This is a genomic window from Nonomuraea basaltis (assembly GCF_005893125.1).
GTDB classification, from domain to species: domain Bacteria; phylum Actinomycetota; class Actinomycetes; order Streptosporangiales; family Streptosporangiaceae; genus Nonomuraea; species Nonomuraea basaltis.
On sequence record NZ_VCJS01000098.1, the window covers coordinates 17176 to 35853 of the forward strand.

Consider the following 18678-nt stretch of genomic DNA (forward strand, 5'->3'; position numbering starts at 1 on the left):
GCGGCTGACGCCGCGCGCACAGGCCGATGATCGTGCACAGTCGCCCGTCGTCATACGGTGGCCCATCTCGCTTTGGCGACAGCCGCCAGAGTGTCGAAGCGGGTCAGTCATGCTCAACCGCTCCTCTTGATCTCATATCTCTCATAGCTTCAGGTCTCTGGACAAATTGGGGTGGTTATGTCAGAAAGCATTTAGCGAGGGAGGTAGATGGCGATGGGGCAGCCTGACGAATTACTGTGGGACAGCGAGCCCAGAACGCTTATCAAGCACCATATCTACCGTAGGTACCTGGACTGCTGGATGGGAAAAGTCTGCCAGTCCTTCGAGTACGCCACAATCGTCGACGCCTTCGCAGGGCCAGGTGTCTACAAAGACGGGCTAGACGGATCACCCGTGGTCGTCGCCAAGGGTTACCTGGAGCACAGCCACTTGGAGCGTTTCAAGAACCTGACCGTGCTCTGCGCGGAGAAGCGGGAAGATCGCCGGGATCACCTGGATGGCTTGCTGAACGGGATCAGCAGGCCCGCGAAACTACGGCTGCAGGTTCTTGAGGCAGGGGAGGCGCTAGCGCGCCACAAGGAGTTGGATGCGATCGCTCACCAGCATGGCCCTAGCATCCCGACGCTGTGGATCCTTGACCCGTTCGACTGGGCAGGGGTTCCGTTCGACCTGGTGAAGGCGTGCCTGCAGCGCCCACGTGACGAGGTGTTGGTCACTTGGTTCGCCGACGAGCTCTACCGGTTCTGTGAGCACGCGCCCAAGCAGGCCGCGATCGATCGCCACTTCGGGGGCTCGGCATGGCGGGCGGCCCTGGAGGTGCGCGGCGAAGGTCCCCGTAAAGAGGCGCTGCTGAAGGCCTACCGCGAGGGGATCGAGCGTCTGTCGGGAAGCACGTTCACCGAGTCGTTCTCGGTCGCCAGCAAGAACGCCCATGCCCGCTACTCGCTGGTGTTCGCCACCCATGACATGCGCGGGATGACCTGCTTCAACCAGGCCAAATGGCGTATGGATCCGCACCGTGGAATGAGTGCGAACGAGTGGAAGTACGGGCAACCGACACTGTTCGACCCCGAGCCCGATCTGTCCGGGTTGCGAGGAAAGCTCGAGTCGCTGGCTGGGCAGGCGCGGACATTCGAGTACCTGGTGAACCAGGCGCAGCGACTGGGTTTCACGGAGCCGCAGGTGCGAACGACGCTGACCAGAATGGATGAAGACGGCCTGGCGATACGGCAAAGCCCTGTCAAGTCCACGACACCCTGGCCAGCGGGGTCTTTGATTCGTTTCTACGCCGCAGCTGCCGATAATGGCCTGTCGTTAACGAAGCTGTCACCAAGTACATTCGAGCGCGTTCGCCCTGGTCATTAAGCCCTTTGCGGAGTTTCTCCCGGATCTTTCGCGGTTTCCCGGACGTATCGGATCACGTGCGGTAGGTATTGGTCCGAATCTCGGGGGTTGGTCTGTGGTGGCCGACCTGGACCTGTCGGCACCCCTGAGAAGAGAGCCCGAGTGTCATGGCGCGTGTCCTCGACGAAGACGAACTGGTCGGCCACTGGACGCTGCTCGATGAGGAGATGGAACTCCTGGCAGGTCGCCGAGGGCCGACGAAGCTGGCCTTCGCGCTGATGCTGAAGTTTCATCAGCTCCACGGGCGGTTCCCGCGCGGGCGTGGCGAGCTGCCGGACGAGGCGGTCGAGTACGTCGCCGCCGCGGTGAAGGTCCCGGCCTCCGATCTGGCGTTGTACGAGTGGGACGGGCGGACCAGCAAAGCCCACAGGACCGACATTCGCGACTTAACCGGCTTTCGGGAGTGCGGTGTCGAGGACGCCGACAAGGCAGCCGAGTGGCTGGCCCGCAACGTGTGCAAGTCCGAGCGGCGCGCCGACCGAGTGCGGACGGCGCTGCTGGCCCACCTGAAGGACGAGCAGATCGAGCCGCCGTCCAAGCAGCGGATGCAACGGATCGTCGGCTCTGCGCTGGACCAGTCCGAGAAGGCCCTGACGCTGCACATCTCCTCGCGGATCAGCGACGACGTCATCCAGCGGATGTTCACCCTGATCGCCCGCCGCAGCGAGGCCGCAGAGGCGGCCGACCAGGCCGAGCAGGAGTCACCCGAGCCTGGGGACGACGAACAGGAGGAGACGCCGGCGGACAGTGAGGGCGCGGACGTGTTCGCGGCGATCCGCGAGGACCCCGGCAACGTCAGCGTCACCACGATGGAGAAGGAGGTGTTCAAGCTCGGCGCCATCAAGGCGATCGGGCTGCCAGAGGACGTCTTCGACGACATCGCCCCGGGCGTGCTGCTGTCGTGGCGGGCACGGGTGGCGGTCTCCTCGCCCAGCCACCTTCGCCGCCACGGTCACGAGCTGAGGGTGACGTTGCTGGCGGCCTACCTGCACTGCCGGCGGCGGGAGATCACCGACGCTCTCGTGGACCTGCTGATCACCACCGTGCACCGCATCAACGCCCGCGCCGACACCAAGGTCACCGAGGAGTTCATCGCCGAGCTGAAGCGCGTATCGGGCAAGGAGAACATCCTGTTCAAGATGACCCAGGCCGCGCTTGAGGCGCCGGAGGAGACGGTGAGTGAGGCGATCTACCCGGTGGTGCCGGGCGGCGTGGACACGCTGGTGGCGCTGTGGCACGAGTACCAGCACAAGGGCACCTCCTACCGCCAGCACCGGCAGCGGGTGTTCAAAGCCTCCTACACCAACCACTACCGGGCCGGGCTGATCCAGATTCTGGAGGCGCTGGAGTTTGGCTCGACCAACACGATGCACGCGCCGATGATGACCGCGCTCGCGCTGATCAAGCGGTACAAGGCCGAGACGACCCACCGCACCAAGTACTACGCCACCGGCGAGACGGTGCCGGTGGAGGGCATCGTGCCGGCGGAGCTGGCCGAGCTGATGTATCGCACCGACAAGAACGGCCGCCAGCGGATCTTGCGCAGCGTCTACGAGTGCGGGGTGTTTCAGACGTTGCGGGAGAAGCTGCGCTGCAAGGAGATCTGGGTGCACGGCGCCTATAAGTGGCGCAATCCCGACCTGGACCTGCCGGCCGATTTTGAGGACAAGCGAGAGGAGAACTACGCCCGGCTGCGCAAACCGCTCCAGGCCAAGCTGTTCACCGCCGAGTTGCTGGAGGAGATGGACGCCGAGCTGTCGGCGCTGCACGATGCCCTGCCGTCACTGCCGTGGCTGGAAATCGTCGAGCGTAAGAAGGGCGGCGCGATCGTGCTCTCGCCGCTGGATCCGCTGCCCGAGCCGCGCAACCTGCGCAAGCTCAAGGCCGCGGTGCGCTCCCGCTGGGGCGTGGTGCCGCTGCTGGACATGCTCACCGAGACCGCGCTGCGCACCGGCTGCCTGGACGCCCTGATCCCGGCCGGCACCCGGCTGGGAATGGACCCGACCGAGTTCTTCGAGCGCATGCTGCTGGTCATCTATGCGCTCGGCACCGGCGCCGGGATCCGGTCGGTGGCCGCCGGCGAACACCCCTATAGCGAGGAGGACCTGCGCTACTGCCGCCGCTGGTTCCTGTCGGTGCCCGGGGCACGCCAGGTGGCCAAGACCATCGCCAACGCCACCTTCGCCGCCCGGCAAAGCGCCCTGTGGGGTGAGGGCACCACCGCGGTGGCCTCCGACTCCACCCACTTCTCCGCCTACGACCAGAACATTTTCACCGAGTACCACTCGCGGTACAAGCGGGCCAAACGGGGCGTGCTGATCTACTGGACGGTCGAGACCGCGGGAGCGATGGCCATTTACAGCCAGCACCTGGCGTGTTCGGCCTCGGAGGTGCATGCCATGGTCGAGGGTGCGATGCGGCACGAGACGAACATGAACGTGGAGACCAACTATGTGGATTCCCACGGAGCCAGCCTCATCGGGTTCGGCATCACCCGCTTGCTGAACTTCGACCTGGTCGCCCGCTTCAAGCAGATCAACGTGATGAAGCTGTACCTGCCGGGCCGAGGAGACCGGTTCGCGTACCCCCTGCTGCGCCCGGCGCTGACCCGGCCTATCCGCCCCGACATCATCGAGAACAACTACGATCTGATGATCAAGTATGCGACGGCGATCCGGCAGGGCACCGCCTCCACCGAGGCCCTGCTACGCCGTTCCAGGGCGAGACCACTCACCCGGCCTACTCGGCGATGCTGGAGGTGGGGTGTGCCCAGAGAACCATTTTCCTAGCTCGCTGGCTCCGTGACCGGGACCTGCAGCATGAGACCGAGTCCGGGCTGAACGTGGTGGAGAACTATAACGGGGTCAACGATTACATCCGGTTCGGTAAGCGCGGGGAGCTGGCCTCAAATAGGCGCGAGGAGCAGGAGGTGGCGATGCTCTGCTTGATGATCTTGCAGAGCAGCCTCGGCTACATCAATACCCTGATGATTCAAGACTGCCTTGCTGAGCCGGAGTGGGCGGAGGTGCTCACCGACGTCGACCGCCGCGGTTTGACTCCGCTGTTCACCACGAACATGACGCCGTACGGGACGGTGCAGTTGCGCCGCGACCGGCGGCTGGACCTGACCGGGCCACCGCCTCCTCCGGAGGTATAAAGGGGCTCGGAGACTGCGTTGACGCCAGGTCACTGCAGCACCGGGGTCTTCCTGGTCTTCCTGACAGTGCGGTGTACCAGGGCGTCGGTTGGACCGCCGCCCTGGTTATCGTCGTCGGGCCTGATTCTGCTGCGATCAGGAGCGTTGGCCGGGCTGGTTCACGATCATGGCTTCCAGCTGCGAGGTCAGGCTCACCGTGCCTGCCTTGAAGATCTCCTTACTGCCATCGGCGCGCTCGTACGTCCGGTCCTGCAGCCGCGTCGAGTTGGTGCCCAGATACCGGAAGGTCTGCGGGTCCAGGACGAGCGATTGCCGTGCCCCATCGTCGTCGAGGCTGAAGGCCACGCCTCGCCGTCCGTCGGCCACGGGCACGTCCTCGGTCATGGTAATGCCTTTGATCGTGGGCAGCGCACGGAAGAGCGCGGCCCGCACCTCAGGGGCGAGCCACTGCTCGGAGATGATCTGGTTGATCTCCATGAAGAGCATCACCGGCGGGACGTGGCCCTTCAGCTCCTGCGGCCCCCGGCGGTCCTCGTCGAGGATGGCCGCCTTGATCCTGGCGATCACCCCAGCCGGGCTGACAGGAGCTTTGGCCATCTCAGCCGGGTTGAAGACCGCGCTGCCCTGAAACATCAGCTTGCCGCCCTGGTACCAGGCCGACTGCTTGCCGTCCACGCTGGTCCACCGTTCCCAGGTGGCGCGCCGGTCCCGGTCAACGTCAGCCTCGATGCCGGCCAGCTGCAGTTCCTTGGTGTAGAGCCACTGAGCGGGTCCCGGCGCGGGCGTCGGGTCGTTCTCGGCCGCGCTGGCCGCACGCTCGCCGAGCTCGGCCACGCTGGCCACCGGCGCCATGTCCGGCTGGTCCCTGAGCGTCACGACGGTCCCGCCGACGACCAGGGCCAGAGCCGCCGCCACCGCGATCCGCCAGCCGAACCTTCTCGTCCCGGACGCGGCCGGCTTGCGCACGGCCTCCGGTTCGTGGATCGCTGTCATCAGCCGCGCCTTGGCAGCAGTCGCGGCGTTGTCAGTCATCGCCGGGGTGTTCCGGCGAAACTCCTTCAGCTCGTTCACTACAGCTCCTCATCCCCTAGCACGTTCCTGGCCTTCTTCCGCGCCCGGTGCAGCCGTGACCGCACAGTCCCCACAGAGATGTCCAGCGCCCGCGCCACTTCCTCGTACGACATGTCCTCCCACGCCACCAGCAGCAGCACGTCCCGATGCCCACGGGGCAGCGACGCCAGCGCCCCCGCCAGCTCACGCTCCCTGCCCTGCGCCGCCACCCGGCGCGCCACGGTGTCGTCCAGTGCCTCCGGCAGAGGGTCCACTCCGGTGCGGCTCAGCGCCCGCAGCAGCCGTTCCTCCTGCCGCCGATGTCTGGCGATCAACGTGGTGGCGATCCCGTACAACCAAGGCCTGGCCAGCGCGAACGACGTGTCATACGTCCCGCGCCTGCGGAAGGCCGCCAGGAACGTCTCGGCCACGATGTCGTCGGCGGCCTGCGTGCCGAGCCGCCGAGCCGCGTACAGATGGATCTGCTGGGCGTAGCGGTCGAACAGCGCCGCGAACTGCTCTGGGTCGTGCACCGAACGACGGATCAGTTCTCCGTCGTCGATCTCGACCGTCTCAGCACTCAACGCCTCTCCTTCGTGAGTAGGTATTTCACCCTGCTGTCTCCCGAAGGGCGTCACCGGGTTCCCCCAAAACCGTGACACGCAGCAAATGTGATGCCGTCGCCCGCAAGCAGCAGGTGTAGGCACTACCCCTCGGGTTCCGCTGGCAGAGATGGGCGTGCTGGTCGATGCCCGCGCTCGGGCACACGCTGCGCGAGATTCTCGGTGAGGACACTGACGAAGGGCTGTCGTTTCCGGATTCCCAGAGACGTGCGGAAGGGTTGCTGGATAACCTTCGTTATCTGGCAAGGTAGCGATCACCGGGGTGGCGCGAGCTGGGCGGCCGTCGCCCGGCGTGGAGGCTTCGTTTCCCGGTTATCTGGCAACCTGGCGGATGGTGGAGGTCGGCACGGTGGATCCGGTCATCACTGAGCAGCTCGGCCGCACACACCCGCTCGCCCGCCATCTCGACGACTTCCTCACCGACCTGGCCAACGCCGGCGCCTCCGCGCATACCCGGCGCGCATACCGCGGCGACCTGATCGCCTTCGCCGCCCACCACGGCGAGGACCTCGCCGAGCTGACCGCCGCGCCCGCACGCGTTATCTAGGGTTGTCAAGCGAACCTGCTGGTCAGTCGCATGAAGGTCTGTCAGTCACGTCAGGCAAGTAGGCTTGCGCGGTCGGCGCCGTAGGACAGCCAGGCGCTGAGCTCAGCAGGCCATACCGCGACGCTCACGACCTTGACAGTCGCCGAAGGGGGAAGCTCACCGGTGTGGGGCCTTTCGTGCTAGGACTGGCCACGTGAGTGACATGCTGTGCCGGTGGCTGCTGGGTCTGCGGGCGCAGGGCGGCGGGCATCCGCCCGCGGCGTCCCCCGCCACCCTGGCCTTCGCCCGCGAGACGCTGGGGGACGGGCCGATGGGGTGGGCGGTGGAGACGGCCGTGTGGATGACGCAGGAGGTTATCCGGCAGGTGCCGGCCTATGGTGGCGGGCGGATGCCGTTCGAGACGTTGCGGCGCTCGGTGGAGGCGAGCGTGCTGGCGGCGCTGGCCGGTCTGTTTCTGGACGCCCGTCCGTCGCCGGAGCTGGTGCCGGTGGAGGCGGTGGAGGGCAACGCGGAGCTGGTCCGGCGCGGGGTGCCGCTGGACCTTGTGTTGCGGGGGGTGCGGATCGGGCACGCGTGCCTGCACCAGCGGCTGATGGACGTCATCGACGCCGAGCCGGAGCCAGCGCGCACGTCGGAGAGCCACCGGGTCAGCGAGGTGCTGTTCTCCTACGCCGATGCGCACGCCAGCCGGATGGCCGAGGAGTACATCGCCGAGCGGGACCGCTGGCAGGCCAGCACCGAGGCGGCTCGGCACCGGATCGTGGATGACATCGTGGCGGGGCGGCGGATCGACCAGGGGATGGCCGAGCGCACGCTGGAGTACGAGCTGACCCGCTACCATCTGGCGTTCGTGGTCACCGCCGACGAGCTCGACACCCCGGCCGAGGTGCTGCGGCGCTTCGCGGCGGAGGCGGCGCGGGCGATGGACGGGCGCAGCGTGCTGACGGTGCAGGCGGGCCCGTCGGACGTGTGGGGCTGGACGGCCTTGCTGTCCAGCCCCACACCTCGCCTGGACATCAAGGTGCCGACGGGGCTGCGCCTGGCCGTCGGGCCCGTCGCGTACGGGGTGGCCGGGTTCCGGCGCAGCCATCTGGGCGCTAAGGATGCCCAGGAATTCCTGGCGGAGACCCGGTTGTGCCGTTATGCCGACATCCGGGTGCGGTCACTGCTGCACGCGGGCGGGGAACGGGCACGCTGGTTCGCCGAGGAAATGCTGGGCGGGCTGGCCGACGGTGATGCACGGGTGGCGGAGCTGCGCGAGACGTTGCGGGTCTACCTGGCCTCGGGCCGCAGCCCCCAGCGGGCTGGCGAGGTGCTGCACGTCTCGCGCAACACCGTGGGCTACCGGGTCAAGCGGGCCGAGGAACTCCTCGGCCACCCGCTGCCGGACGACTTGCTGGAGCTGCGGCTGGCGCTGGAGATCGCCCGCACTGCGCACTGAGCCCGATCGAGCCCGCCCAGGGCCCAATCGGTGCAAGGAATTTGGGCTTGCGGCACAAGCGGCACGTGGCAGCGCCTTCGTTAAATCGACGTGACAATCCGATGACGAAGGGAAGCCCATGCGTGTTGCCAACCTCGCCGGCCGAGCCGTGCTGCTGACCGATGACGGCGCGATCGACATCGAGAAAGCCAGCGGCGGCCGCTTCCCCGCCGACCCGCAGGCGCTGTTCGAGCGCTGGAACGAGCTGCGGTCCTGGAGCACCGACGCCGAGCCGGTGCCGTACGCCGAAGCGGAGCTGGAGGCGCCGACGCCGGCGCCGCGCCAGGTGTTCGCGATCGGGGTGAACTACCGCGACCACGCCGAGGAGTCGCAGATCGAACCCGGGGCCAGGCCGCCGGTGTTCACCAAGTTCCTCTCCTGCCTGACCGGCCAGGACGCCGTGGTCGCGCTGCCGCAGGGCGGGCTGACCGACTGGGAGGTGGAGCTGGTCGTGGTGATCGGCCGCCGCGCCCATCGAGTGGCCGCGGCCGAGGCCTGGCACCACGTGGCCGGTCTCACGGTGGGGCAGGACCTGTCCGAGCGCATCACGCAACTGTCGCCGCCGCAGCCGCACCAGTTCTCCCTCGGCAAGTCCTTCCCCGGCTTCGGCCCGATGGGACCGTGGCTGGTCACCCCGGACGAGCTCGCCGACCCCGACGACCTGGAGATCTCCTGCCACCTGGACGGCGAGCGCATGCAGCACGCCCGCACCAGCCAGATGATCTTCCCGGTGCCCGAGCTGATCGAGAAGCTGTCGGCCGTGACCCCACTCCTGCCCGGTGACGTGATCTTCACCGGCACGCCGGGCGGCATCGGCGGCACCCGCACCCCGGCCCGGTTCCTGGCCCCGGGCGAGCACCTGCACAGCACGATCGAGGGCATCGGCACCCTCCGCACCACTTTCACGGGAGCCTGAACCATGGCACTGCACCGCCTCACCCGAATCACCATCGGCGTCCCGAACCTCGCCGAGACCAGCGCCTACTACGCCGACTTCGGCCTTCTGAAGACCGGCGAAAACACGTTCGCCACCGCCGACGGCGGCGAGCAACTGCGCCTGGTGCACGCGCCCACCCGCCGCCTGGTCGAGCTGGGCGTCGGCGTGGACGACGCCGACGACCTCGGCCGCATCGGCGCCGCCCTGGCCCGACTGGACCTGGCCCTGGACGCTGACGGCCGGGTGAGCGACCCCGCCACGAAGGTCCGCGTCCAGGTTTCGATCGCCGACCGGATCACCCGGCCGGCCGAGCCCGCCCCGCTCTACAACGGGCCCGGCCGCGCGGACCGGGTCGACGCCCGCGCCCCGGGCGTGCTGCGCGAGCAGCCGGTACGCCCCCGCAAGCTCGGCCACGTGGTACTCGGCTCCACCGACCAGGAGGCCAGCCAGCGCTTCTTCACCGACGGCATCGGGTTCAAGGTCAGCGACGAGGTGCCCGGCATCGCCGCGTTCCTGCGCTGCTCGACCGACCACCACAACGTGCTGGTCCAGCCCGCGCCGGTGCCGTACCTGCACCACACCTCCTGGGAGGTCGAGGACGTCGACGAGATCGGCCGCGGCGCCCACCACATGCTGGAGGGCCACCCCGAGCGGCACGTGTGGGGACTCGGACGGCACCACATCGGCTCGAACTTCTTCTGGTACCTCAAGGACCCGGCAGGCAACTTCTCCGAGTACTACAGCGACCTGGACTGCGTCGTGGACGAGGCGATCTGGAAGCCCGAGGTGTTCCAGGACATGCGCATCCTCTACAGCTGGGGACCGCCGGTGCCGCCGTCGTTCATCGAGCCGGAGGACCTGGCCGCGCTGATGGCGGGAGCGCACAGCTCATGAGCCACCACACCGACGGGGACCGGCCGCTGGTCCTGGTTCCCGAGGATCTGCCGCTGGTGGAGGCGGTACCGCTGGCCGAGCGTGACCTGCCCGCCTCCACCTACGAGCTGCTGCGCCGCACCGCCACCGCGGCCCCGCACGCGCCCGCGCTGCACCTGCTGGGCGAGGGTGCGGAGGTGACCTGGAGCTACGGAGAGCTGCTGGAACGGGTGCACCGGGCCGCCAACCTCTACACCGGCCTGGGCCTGGAGCCGGGCGGGACGGTGGGCCTGCTGCTGCCCAACTCCGGCCACACCTACGCCGCCCTGCTGGGCGCCCAGGCCGTCGGCGTCGCCAACCCGGTCAACCCGATGCTGGCCGAGCACCACATCATCGACATCTTCACCCTCACCCGGGCCGAGATCCTGGTGGTGGCCGGATCGTCGATGCTGCCGGGCCTGTGGGAGAAGGCGCTGCGCGTCGCCGAAGGACTGCCAGGGCTGCGCGCGCTGCTGGTCGTGGACGGCAACGCGACCCTCGATGCCGTCCACACCCCTGCGGGCGTGCATGGTGGCGACTTCGAGCGGCTGACCGCCGAGCAGCCCGGCGACCACCTACTCACCTCCCACCGGCCGGGCCCGCAGGACCTGGCCGCGTACTTCCACACCGGCGGCACCACCGGCAACCCCAAGGTCGCCCCGCACACGCACGCCATGGAGGTCTACATGGCCTGGGCGCTCGGCTGCTCCGGCGCCTACGCGGGCGGCGACGGGGTGGCGCTGGCCGGGCTGCCGCTCTTCCACGTCAACGCCGTGCACGTGACCGGGCTGGCGCCGTTCATGCACGGCGCGAGCGTGGTCAGCCTCGGCCCGCTCGGCTACCGCGACAAGACGCTCATGGCCGACTTCTGGCGCATCATCGAGCGGTACCAGGTCACCGCCTTCTCGGCCGTCCCCACCGTGTACGCCAACTTGCCGCCGGTGCCCGACGGGGTGGACATCTCCAGCCTGCGCGCCGGCGCCGTCGGCGCCGCCCCGCTGCCCGGCCAGGTCCGCACCGACTTCGAGCAGCAGGTGAAGGTGCCGATGCTGGAGGGGTACGGGCTGACCGAGGCCACCTGCGCCAGCGCCGCCACCCCGGCCTTCGCCCCCCGGGCCGGATCGGTCGGGCTGCGCCTGCCGTACCAGCAGATCAAGGCCGTCACCGTGGACGCCGACGATCGGCCGACGGGCGACTGCCCGCCCGGCCGGACCGGCGTGCTGGCCATCAGCGGCCCGGCCGTCTTCCCCGGCTACCTCGGCCCCAGCGGCCCCGACCCCACCGGCAAGATCTTCGACGGCTGGCTGATCACCGGCGACCTCGGCCACGTGCACGCCGACGGCTATGTCTACCTGACCGGCCGGGCCAAGGACCTCATCATCCGTGGCGGCCACAACCTCGACCCGCGCCCGATCGAGGAATCGTTGCTGGCCCACCCGGACGTGTCCGGCGCCGCCGTCATCGGCCGCCCCGACGCCCACGCGGGCGAGGTCCCCGTCGCCTACGTCACCGTCACCGGCCCGGTCCCCGAGGACGACCTGCTGGCCTGGGCCCGAGCCCGCGCGCCGGAACCGGCCGCCGCTCCCAAGGCCGTGCACGTCGTCGCCGAACTACCCATCACCTCGGTCGGCAAGCTGTTCAAGCCCGAACTGGTCGCCGACGCCGTCCGCCGCATCCTCGCCGAGCTCGCACCCGGCGCCCCGGCCCAGGTCGTCCTGGAAGACGGCCGCCCGACCGCGCTGATCGGCCCGGACCCCGACCTGGCCGCCGCCCTCGATCGCTACCCCATCCGCTACCGCACGGTGACCCCATGATCGATCAGATCGTCCGCGACTTCCTCACCCGTCAGACGGCCGGCGTGCTGGCCACCACCCGGTCCGGCGGCGGCGTGCGCCAGTCGGTGGTCTACTTCGCCCTGGATGGCGACCGCCTGCTCATTTCCACCGAACCCGGCCGGGCCAAAACCAAGGACGTGACCCGCACCGGCCGCGCCTCACTGTGCGTGATGGGCGGCGCGCCTCCGTACCCGTCCGTCACCTTGGAGGGTCCCGCCCGCATCCGCACCACCGGCATCGGCGCCGACACCGCCGAGCTCTGGTCCCGCATGGGTGGCCGGCCGGTCGAGCCGATGAGCGATGCGGACCTGGCCGCCATGAACCGGGTCATCCTCGAGATCACCATCGAACGCGTCTACGGCGCCAGCTACCTCGACCAGGGAGAAACGACATGACCGGCCGCATCGACGTGCACCAGCATCTAGTCCCCGAACAGTACGCCCGCTGGCTGCGCTCGCACGGCGTGGACGCGCCCGGTGGAAGGCCGCTCCCGTCCTGGAGCCCGGCCGAGGCGCTGGAGTTGATGGAGCGCCAGGGCATCGCCACCGCCATCCTGTCGCTGACCACGCCCGGCGCCTACCTGGGCCACGGGAGCGACGCCGCGTACGTGGCCCGGCAGGCCAACGAGTACGCCGCCCAGATCGCCGCCGACCACCCCGGCAGATTCGGTTTCTTCGCCACGCTGACCCTGCCCGACGTCAAGGCCGCCGTCGCCGAGGCCGCCCACGCGCTGGACGAACTGTCGGCCGACGGGGTGATGCTGCTGGCCAACAGCGGCGGCACCTACCTGGGCGACCGGGCTTTCGACCCGCTCATGGCGGTCCTCGACGAGCACGCGGCGGTGGTGTTCGTCCACCCGGCCCAGCTACCCGGCCCCGTGATCGAGGGCATCGCGCCGTTCACCGCCGATTTCCTGCTCGACACCACCCGCGCCGCGTTCAACCTGGTCAAGCAGGACGTGCCGCGGCGCTTCCCGCGTATCCGGTTCATCCTGGCCCACGCCGGCGGGTTCGTCCCGTATGCCGCCCACCGCCTGGCTATCACGGTTTTCGGTGAGACCGGCCGCGACCTGAACCAGGTGCTGGAGGACCTGTCCGGCTTCTACTTCGACACCGCCCTATCCTCCAGCCCCGCCGCGCTGCCCTCCCTGACCTCCTTCGCCAAGCCCGGCCACGTGCTGTACGGCAGCGACTGGCCCTTCGCCCCCGAGCTCGCCGTCGCCTACTTCAACACCTGGGCCGACGACGACGCGATCAACCACCACAACGCCCGAGAGCTGTTCCCCCGCCTGAAGGAGGCACCCCGTGCATGACGTGCTCATCGTGGGCGGCGGCGGCGCCGGCCTGACCGCCTCCATGCTGCTGTCCCGCCTCGGCATCGACCACCTGCTCATCAGTGCCCTGCCGACCACCTCGGTGCTGCCCAAGGCCCACGTGCTCAACCAGCGCACCATGGAGATCCTGGCCGAGCTCGGCATCGCCGAGACCATCTACGAGCGGGGCACCCCGCCCGAGCAGATGCGCTACTCCGGCTGGTACGCCGGCCTGGCCGGCCCCACCGGCGACTATGGCCGCCGCTTCGGCCTGGTCGAGTCGTGGGGCTGCGGCGGCCTGTCGAACGACTGGGCCTCAGCCAGCCCACAGAGCCAGACCAACCTGCCCCAAATCCGCCTGGAGCCCATCCTCAAGGCCCGCGCCGAGGAACTGGCCCCCGGCCGCGTCCGCTTCGGCCACGAGCTGACCGCCTTCACCCAGGACGCCGACGGCGTCACCGCCACCGTCCTGGACCGCGACCGCGGCCAGACCATTGAGGTGCGCGCCCGCTACCTGCTGGCCTGCGACGGCGGCCGCACCGTCGGCCGGCAGCTCGGCATCGTGATGGAAGGCGCCCGTGACCTAGCCCGCATCGCCACCGTCCACCTGTCGGCCGACCTGTCGGCCTACGCCCGCGACCCCGAGGTGCTCATCCGCTGGCTGACCCTCCCGCACACCAGCGGCGGTGCCACCATGGTCCCCATGGGTCCCGACCACTGGGGCCCCGACTCCGAGGAATGGGTCGTCCACCTCAACTACGCCGCCGACGACCCGCGTAGCCTCGACGACGAGAAGGTCATCGCCGACCTGCGCACTGCGCTCGGCCTGCCCGATCACCCGCTCACCGTGCACCTGATCACCCGCTGGTCCATCGAGGGCGTTGTCGCCGACCGCTTCCGCGACGGCCGCGTCTTCCTGCTCGGCGACGCCGCCCACCGCCACCCGCCCACCGGTGGCCTCGGCCTCAACTCCGCCATCCACGACGCCGCCAACCTCACCTGGAAGCTCGCCGCCGTCCTGCACGGCCACGCCCACGAGCGTCTTCTGAACACCTACGAACCCGAACGCAAGCCGGTCACCGCCCGAAACGTGCAACGCTCGGTCGAAAACGCCCTCAACCACACCGTCACCGCCCAAGCCGCCGGCATCGTGCCCGGCGCCGACCCTGAGGCGAACTGGCGGCAGATGCGCCGCCTATGGAGCGGGCTCCCGGTGGACGCCGAGCACGCCCGCGCCGTCCACCGCGCCATCGCCAGCCAGTCGATGGAGTTCAACGAGCACAACATCGAGTACGGCTACACCTACACCTCGGCCGCCATTGTCCCCGACGGCACCCTCGAACCGGACAACCCCGACCCCATCCGCCTCTACCAGCCCTGCGCCCGCCCCGGACACCCCTTGCCGCACGCCTGGCTGGAAGACGACCACGGCCACCGCCTGTCCGTCCACGACCTCGTGCGACCGGGCCGCTTCCTGCTCATCACCGGCGAGGACGGCCACGACTGGCTCCAGGCCGCCGCCAAACTCGCTGACGTCTGGCCGCTGGACGTCGTACGCGTCGGCCATCCGGACGGCGACCTGCTCGACCCCCGCTCCACCTGGACCCGCCACCGCGGACACGGCCCGGTCGGCGCGGTCCTGGTCCGCCCCGACCGGTTCATCGCCTGGCGCGCGCAGGAGGCCACCGACGCGCCGGCCCAACTGTCCCAGACCCTGCAGTCGATCCTTGGAGAGGCCACCACCTCATGACGCGCCACCGCTACGGCCCCGACCGCCCCGAACGCACCTACGTCCCGCACGACTTCCCCGAGCAGACCTTCGACACCGGCGAGATTCACCTCAACTACGCCGTGGCCGGTGCCGGCGACCGGCCCGCTCTGCTGCTCATCCCCGGTCAGTCGGAATCCTGGTGGGGCTACGAACAGGCGATGCACCTGCTGCAAGGCCACTTCCAGTGCTATGCCGTCGACCTGCGCGGCCAGGGCCGCTCCACCCGCACCCCCGGCCGTTACACCCTCGACAACTTCGGCAACGACCTTGTGCGCTTCATCGCCGGAGTCATCGCTCGCCCGGTCATCGTCAGTGGCCTGTCCTCCGGCGCCGTCCTGGCCGCCTGGCTGTCGGCCTACGCACCACCCGGCACCATCCGCGGCGCCCACTACGAGGACCCGCCCCTGTTCCACTCCGAGGTCGACACCTCCTGCGGCCAGTCACTGCGCCAGGGCATCGGCCCGAAGTTCGCCCTGTGGAGCAAGTATCTCGGCGATCAGTGGAGCATCGGCGACTGGGACGGCATGCGCGCCGCCGCCCCCGCCGAGCTCCCGGCCTGGATGCTCGGCCTGATCCCCGACACCGACGAACCCCCGCAGAACCTCAAGGAATACGACCCCGAGTGGGCCCGCGCCTTCTGGACCGGCACCGTGGCCGCCAGTTGCGACCACTCCCGTATGCTGGCGGCCGTCAAGGTCTCCGTCCTGTTCACCCACCACTTCCGCATGGTCGACGAGCGGACCGGCCACCTCATGGGCGCCCTGTCCGACCTCCAGGCCGCACGCGTCCAAGAACTCGTCACCGCCACCGGCAACCGCATCGACTACCTGTCGTTCCCGCAGATGGGCCACTCGATGCACGGCCAGGACCCGCAGCTGTTCACCAAGACGCTCACCGAGTGGGCCGCAACTTTGCCCGCCTGAAGTCCGCCTCCCAGGGCGCCGCCTGGGCATCCTGGGAGACGTCAACTGGATGAGCGCAAGGCGAGCCGCGATCGTGAGCGCTGTTCCTCAAGCCCGTCATCGTGGCTTGGAGAAGGACGGCATGCCGCTGCCACACCTCATGTCCGCTTCTACGTCGCCGCCCAGGTCGATGGTTATCAGCTCCGCCCGGGGCAGGACTTGCCGCCGCTGCTTCTCGACGACGAGGAGGCGATCGCCACCGCGGTGTCGCTGCTCGTCGGCGCGGGTGGCGCGGTCGCCGGCGCCGGTGACGCCGCGCTGCGGGCGCTGGCCAAGCTCGGCCGGGTGCTGCCCACCCGGCTGCGGCACGAAGTGCGCGCGCTCTCCGGCTCGGTGGAGCCCTTTGGCGGAGGGCGTGCGCCGGTCGACGCCACCGAGGTGTTGATGACGCTGGTCAGAGCCTGCCGCGACGAGGTCGAGGCCGACTTCGACTACCCGTCCGGGAACGAGATACGACGGAGGCGGGTCGAGCCCTATCGCCTGGTCGCCTCCGACCGGCGCTGGTATCTACTTGCCTACGACCTTGAGCGCGACGACTGGCGCAGCTTCCGCGTCGACTGGATGACCGCGGTGTCCGCACGGACCTGGCGCTGTGTAGGCGCCGCGCTGCTTGGCCGCGGTGATGCCCTCGCGCTGGCGTTCCAGGATGAGCGCGCGTTCGAACTCCGGGTCGTTGGACTGACCGCGCAGCAGCGAGAGCGTCTGCTGCGGGCGCAGCGCTCGACGGATGTCCGTCCAACCGGATCAGGCCCGCTGTTGGCGGGCGAGGGGAAGGCGGACTACGAAGCACGCGCCGCCGGCAGCCGAGTCTTCGATATACAGAGTGCCATGATGATCTGAGGCGATGTCGCGCGCGATGGCCAGCCCCAGGCCGGCACCACCGCGGTCGCGGCTGCGGGCGGTGTCCAGCCGGACGAAGTTCCGGAATACGCTTTCGCGGTCGGCAGGGGCAATTCCCTCGCCGTCATCAGTCACGGCCACTTCGGCATGTTCGCCTGCGCGGCGCAGGCGAATCTCTACCATGTGGGTGGCGTGACGTCGGGCGTTGTCGAGCAGGTTGACGAACAATCGGGCGATCTCGCCGGGGGCGGCGTTCACCGTCACCGCGGGGTCGAGGTCGAGTTGCAGGTTGCACCGGTCGGCCCAGCGAGCCGCTTCTGTCTTGATCAGTTCTGTCAGGTCCACGTCCTGGAGAATTCTCCCGGTGTCGGCCTGCGGCCGGGCCAGAAGGAGGAGATCATTGACGATGTTCTCCAGCCGATCGAGGTCACCCTTGACGTGGTTCAGGAGATCGGGCAGGTCGACGTCGTCTGGATGCAGCTGCGCTGCCACCACTTGCAGGCGTAGGCCGGCGATTGGCGTACGGAGCTCGTGCGAGGCGTCAGCGGCGAACCGACACTGCCGTTCGAACAGCTGTTCAACGTGCGTTTTCGCCTCCCTCAGCTGTTCGTTCAGTTCCTGCAGTTCCTTGGCGGGGACGTAGCGCTCCACCTCCATCGCCTGCTCGTGCGAGTCCAGTTCCCTCGCCTGGTCGCGGACGTTGTCGTCGTCCAGCCGCCTGCCGGTCTCCGGGTCCACAGCCTCCATCATCAGGCCCAGCAGGTCGTCCTCACCGCCGCTCTTCCCCCGACGGCGCTCCTTGATCACACTCTCGACCAGCTCGCGCATCAGCTGGATGTTCTCGCCGTACTTCTTGTCGTCGGCCTTGCGCAGCTTGGTCATCATCGGCAGCTCCTGCGAGCGCCGCATCGACTCCACCAGCGCCTCCAGCAGTGCCTGAAGGAAGGGATGCAGCTCCTCCTTGCCGAAGGAGTCGAACCGGTAACCGAACCCCGACAGGGCGATCGTGTCCAGCGTCAGCCGGGTGTAGTCGTCGGTCACCTTGACCGGCTGCCCCTGCTTGCCCTCCCACTTGCCCACCAGGGTCTGAGCGATCTCCAGCATCTGCCCGAAGTAGCCCTTCATAGCCCGCTGGCTGAAGGCCGGCATGAGGATCCGGTGCGCCATGCCCCAGACCTCCTCATCGTCGTGCGCCGTGAACAGGCCGGCGCCGGCGTAGTCTCGGACATGGCTCAGCGGCGGGAAGATCGGCTTGCCGAAACGGGTCTCGTCGCAGACCTCGGTCACGAGGTCCGGGTCGTAGACGAAGACGTTCGCCTGGCCGGCGATGTCCAGGCTGAAGATCCCCTCGGGGAACTGCTTGGACAGCTCGCCGAAGTACTCGACCGGGTTGGTGTCGGGGATCTGCGGCGTGTGACCGAGCAGAGGAATCCCGCGCGGGGACGGTATGGGGCGAGGGCCGGTGGTGGTGAGCTGGTCGGTCATGGTTCCTCCATTGGGAAAGGGAAGCTGCGGCAGCAGGCCGGCTTGCCGCGGTGTGGACTTGTGCTCTCAGCCGAGGGCCGAACTCCTCCTTGATGGCGGCAAGGGCGTTGCGACCTTGCCGCGATGCCCGGGCGTGCTTGTGTTCGTGCACGTCATGGATGGATTCCTTCTGCGCGGCGGTGGCCGCAGTGACAACCTCGGCGGGATGCCGCCGAGTGCCATGCCGAGGAAGTCCGTCACGCACCTTGATCACCGGGTTGCTCGCTCTGCTGGAGCGCTCTCCCGTCAGCGCGCCTTGCCGGCCGTGCAAGCCAGCGCGTGGATCACGACGCACACCCATCGGCTACCTCCACATATATGACG

The 18678-nt window shown here is 68.8% G+C and carries 13 protein-coding genes and 2 pseudogenes; 12 read left to right on the top strand and 3 right to left on the bottom strand.

The features are described 5' to 3' along the window. Positions 1–207 precede the first annotated feature (207 nt). Together tcmP and EJK15_RS36530 are read left to right on the top strand one after the other, a co-directional pair. Positions 208–1365, top strand: a complete 1158-nt coding sequence (gene tcmP / locus EJK15_RS36525; RefSeq protein ID WP_138715048.1) for a three-Cys-motif partner protein TcmP — start codon at positions 208–210, stop codon at positions 1363–1365. A 146-nt stretch (positions 1366–1511) separates the two neighbouring features. Continuing rightward, positions 1512–4561 (top strand): annotated as a pseudogene (locus EJK15_RS36530) (Tn3 family transposase). Between the two features lie 135 nt (positions 4562–4696). Here EJK15_RS36530 and EJK15_RS36535 read toward each other — a convergent pair. Together EJK15_RS36535 and EJK15_RS36540 are read right to left on the bottom strand one after the other, a co-directional pair. Further along, positions 4697–5632, bottom strand: a complete 936-nt coding sequence (locus EJK15_RS36535) for a CU044_5270 family protein (RefSeq protein ID WP_138715049.1) — start codon at positions 5630–5632, stop codon at positions 4697–4699. Next, positions 5632–6195: an RNA polymerase sigma factor gene (locus EJK15_RS36540; protein WP_138715050.1), complete on the bottom strand. Its 564-nt coding sequence runs from the start codon at positions 6193–6195 to the stop codon at positions 5632–5634. Before EJK15_RS36540 ends, EJK15_RS36535 begins: the two co-directional genes overlap by 1 nt. Before the next feature lie 331 nt (positions 6196–6526). Here EJK15_RS36540 and EJK15_RS36545 point away from each other — a divergent pair, with 331 nt between their 5' ends. The 10 genes and pseudogenes from EJK15_RS36545 to EJK15_RS77215 all read left to right on the top strand — a co-directional run. Further along, positions 6527–6781: a site-specific integrase gene (locus tag EJK15_RS36545; protein ID WP_206061318.1), complete on the top strand. Its 255-nt coding sequence runs from the start codon at positions 6527–6529 to the stop codon at positions 6779–6781. Between the two features lie 202 nt (positions 6782–6983). Next, a complete protein-coding gene (locus tag EJK15_RS36550) occupies positions 6984–8222 on the top strand; it encodes a PucR family transcriptional regulator (RefSeq protein WP_240777445.1) in 1239 nt (412 codons plus the stop codon). 118 nt (positions 8223–8340) lie between these two features. Then, a complete protein-coding gene (locus EJK15_RS36555; RefSeq protein ID WP_138715052.1) occupies positions 8341–9177 on the top strand; it encodes a fumarylacetoacetate hydrolase family protein in 837 nt (278 codons plus the stop codon). Positions 9178–9180: 3 nt separating this feature from the next. Then, positions 9181–10092 (top strand): VOC family protein, encoded by a 912-nt coding sequence (locus tag EJK15_RS36560; protein WP_138715053.1) that lies wholly within the window; start codon positions 9181–9183, stop codon positions 10090–10092. Further along, positions 10089–11924 carry an acyl-CoA synthetase gene (locus EJK15_RS36565; RefSeq protein ID WP_138715054.1) on the top strand — a complete coding sequence of 612 codons (1836 nt, stop codon included), beginning with the start codon at positions 10089–10091 and terminating at the stop codon, positions 11922–11924. Before EJK15_RS36560 ends, EJK15_RS36565 begins: the two co-directional genes overlap by 4 nt. Continuing rightward, entirely contained in the window at positions 11921–12340 is a 420-nt protein-coding gene (locus EJK15_RS36570; RefSeq protein ID WP_138715055.1) for a TIGR03618 family F420-dependent PPOX class oxidoreductase, read from the top strand. The genes EJK15_RS36565 and EJK15_RS36570 overlap by 4 nt, the downstream gene beginning before the upstream one ends. After that, positions 12337–13257 carry an amidohydrolase family protein gene (locus EJK15_RS36575; protein WP_138715056.1) on the top strand — a complete coding sequence of 307 codons (921 nt, stop codon included), beginning with the start codon at positions 12337–12339 and terminating at the stop codon, positions 13255–13257. The genes EJK15_RS36570 and EJK15_RS36575 overlap by 4 nt, the downstream gene beginning before the upstream one ends. After that, complete coding sequence (locus EJK15_RS36580; RefSeq protein WP_206061319.1) at positions 13250–15007, top strand: FAD-dependent monooxygenase; 1758 nt, start codon at positions 13250–13252, stop codon at positions 15005–15007. Before EJK15_RS36575 ends, EJK15_RS36580 begins: the two co-directional genes overlap by 8 nt. Then, positions 15004–15951, top strand: coding sequence for an alpha/beta fold hydrolase (locus tag EJK15_RS36585; RefSeq protein WP_138715057.1), 948 nt, complete (start codon positions 15004–15006; stop codon positions 15949–15951). Before EJK15_RS36580 ends, EJK15_RS36585 begins: the two co-directional genes overlap by 4 nt. 171 nt (positions 15952–16122) lie before the next feature. Further along, positions 16123–16581: pseudogene (locus tag EJK15_RS77215) on the top strand (helix-turn-helix transcriptional regulator); the annotation flags it as partial. 153 nt (positions 16582–16734) lie between these two features. On the opposite strand, the gene EJK15_RS36600 reads toward EJK15_RS77215, so the two are convergent. Beyond that, complete coding sequence (locus EJK15_RS36600) at positions 16735–18315, bottom strand: cytochrome P450 (protein ID WP_138715058.1); 1581 nt, start codon at positions 18313–18315, stop codon at positions 16735–16737. Positions 18316–18678: the final 363 nt, after the last annotated feature.

Excerpts from the sequence above, each read along its gene's own strand:
- EJK15_RS36565 (WP_138715054.1), top strand. The coding sequence starts at position 10,089 with ATGAGCCACCACACCGACGGGGACCGGCCGCTGGTCCTGGTTCCCGAG.
- EJK15_RS36575 (WP_138715056.1), top strand. The coding sequence starts at position 12,337 with ATGACCGGCCGCATCGACGTGCACCAGCATCTAGTCCCCGAACAGTAC.
- tcmP (WP_138715048.1), top strand. The coding sequence starts at position 208 with ATGGCGATGGGGCAGCCTGACGAATTACTGTGGGACAGCGAGCCCAGA.
- EJK15_RS36585 (WP_138715057.1), top strand. The coding sequence starts at position 15,004 with ATGACGCGCCACCGCTACGGCCCCGACCGCCCCGAACGCACCTACGTC.
- EJK15_RS36570 (WP_138715055.1), top strand. The coding sequence starts at position 11,921 with ATGATCGATCAGATCGTCCGCGACTTCCTCACCCGTCAGACGGCCGGC.
- EJK15_RS36550 (WP_240777445.1), top strand. The coding sequence starts at position 6,984 with ATGCTGTGCCGGTGGCTGCTGGGTCTGCGGGCGCAGGGCGGCGGGCAT.
- EJK15_RS36600 (WP_138715058.1), bottom strand. The coding sequence starts at position 18,315 with ATGACCGACCAGCTCACCACCACCGGCCCTCGCCCCATACCGTCCCCG.
- EJK15_RS36560 (WP_138715053.1), top strand. The coding sequence starts at position 9,181 with ATGGCACTGCACCGCCTCACCCGAATCACCATCGGCGTCCCGAACCTC.
- EJK15_RS36555 (WP_138715052.1), top strand. The coding sequence starts at position 8,341 with ATGCGTGTTGCCAACCTCGCCGGCCGAGCCGTGCTGCTGACCGATGAC.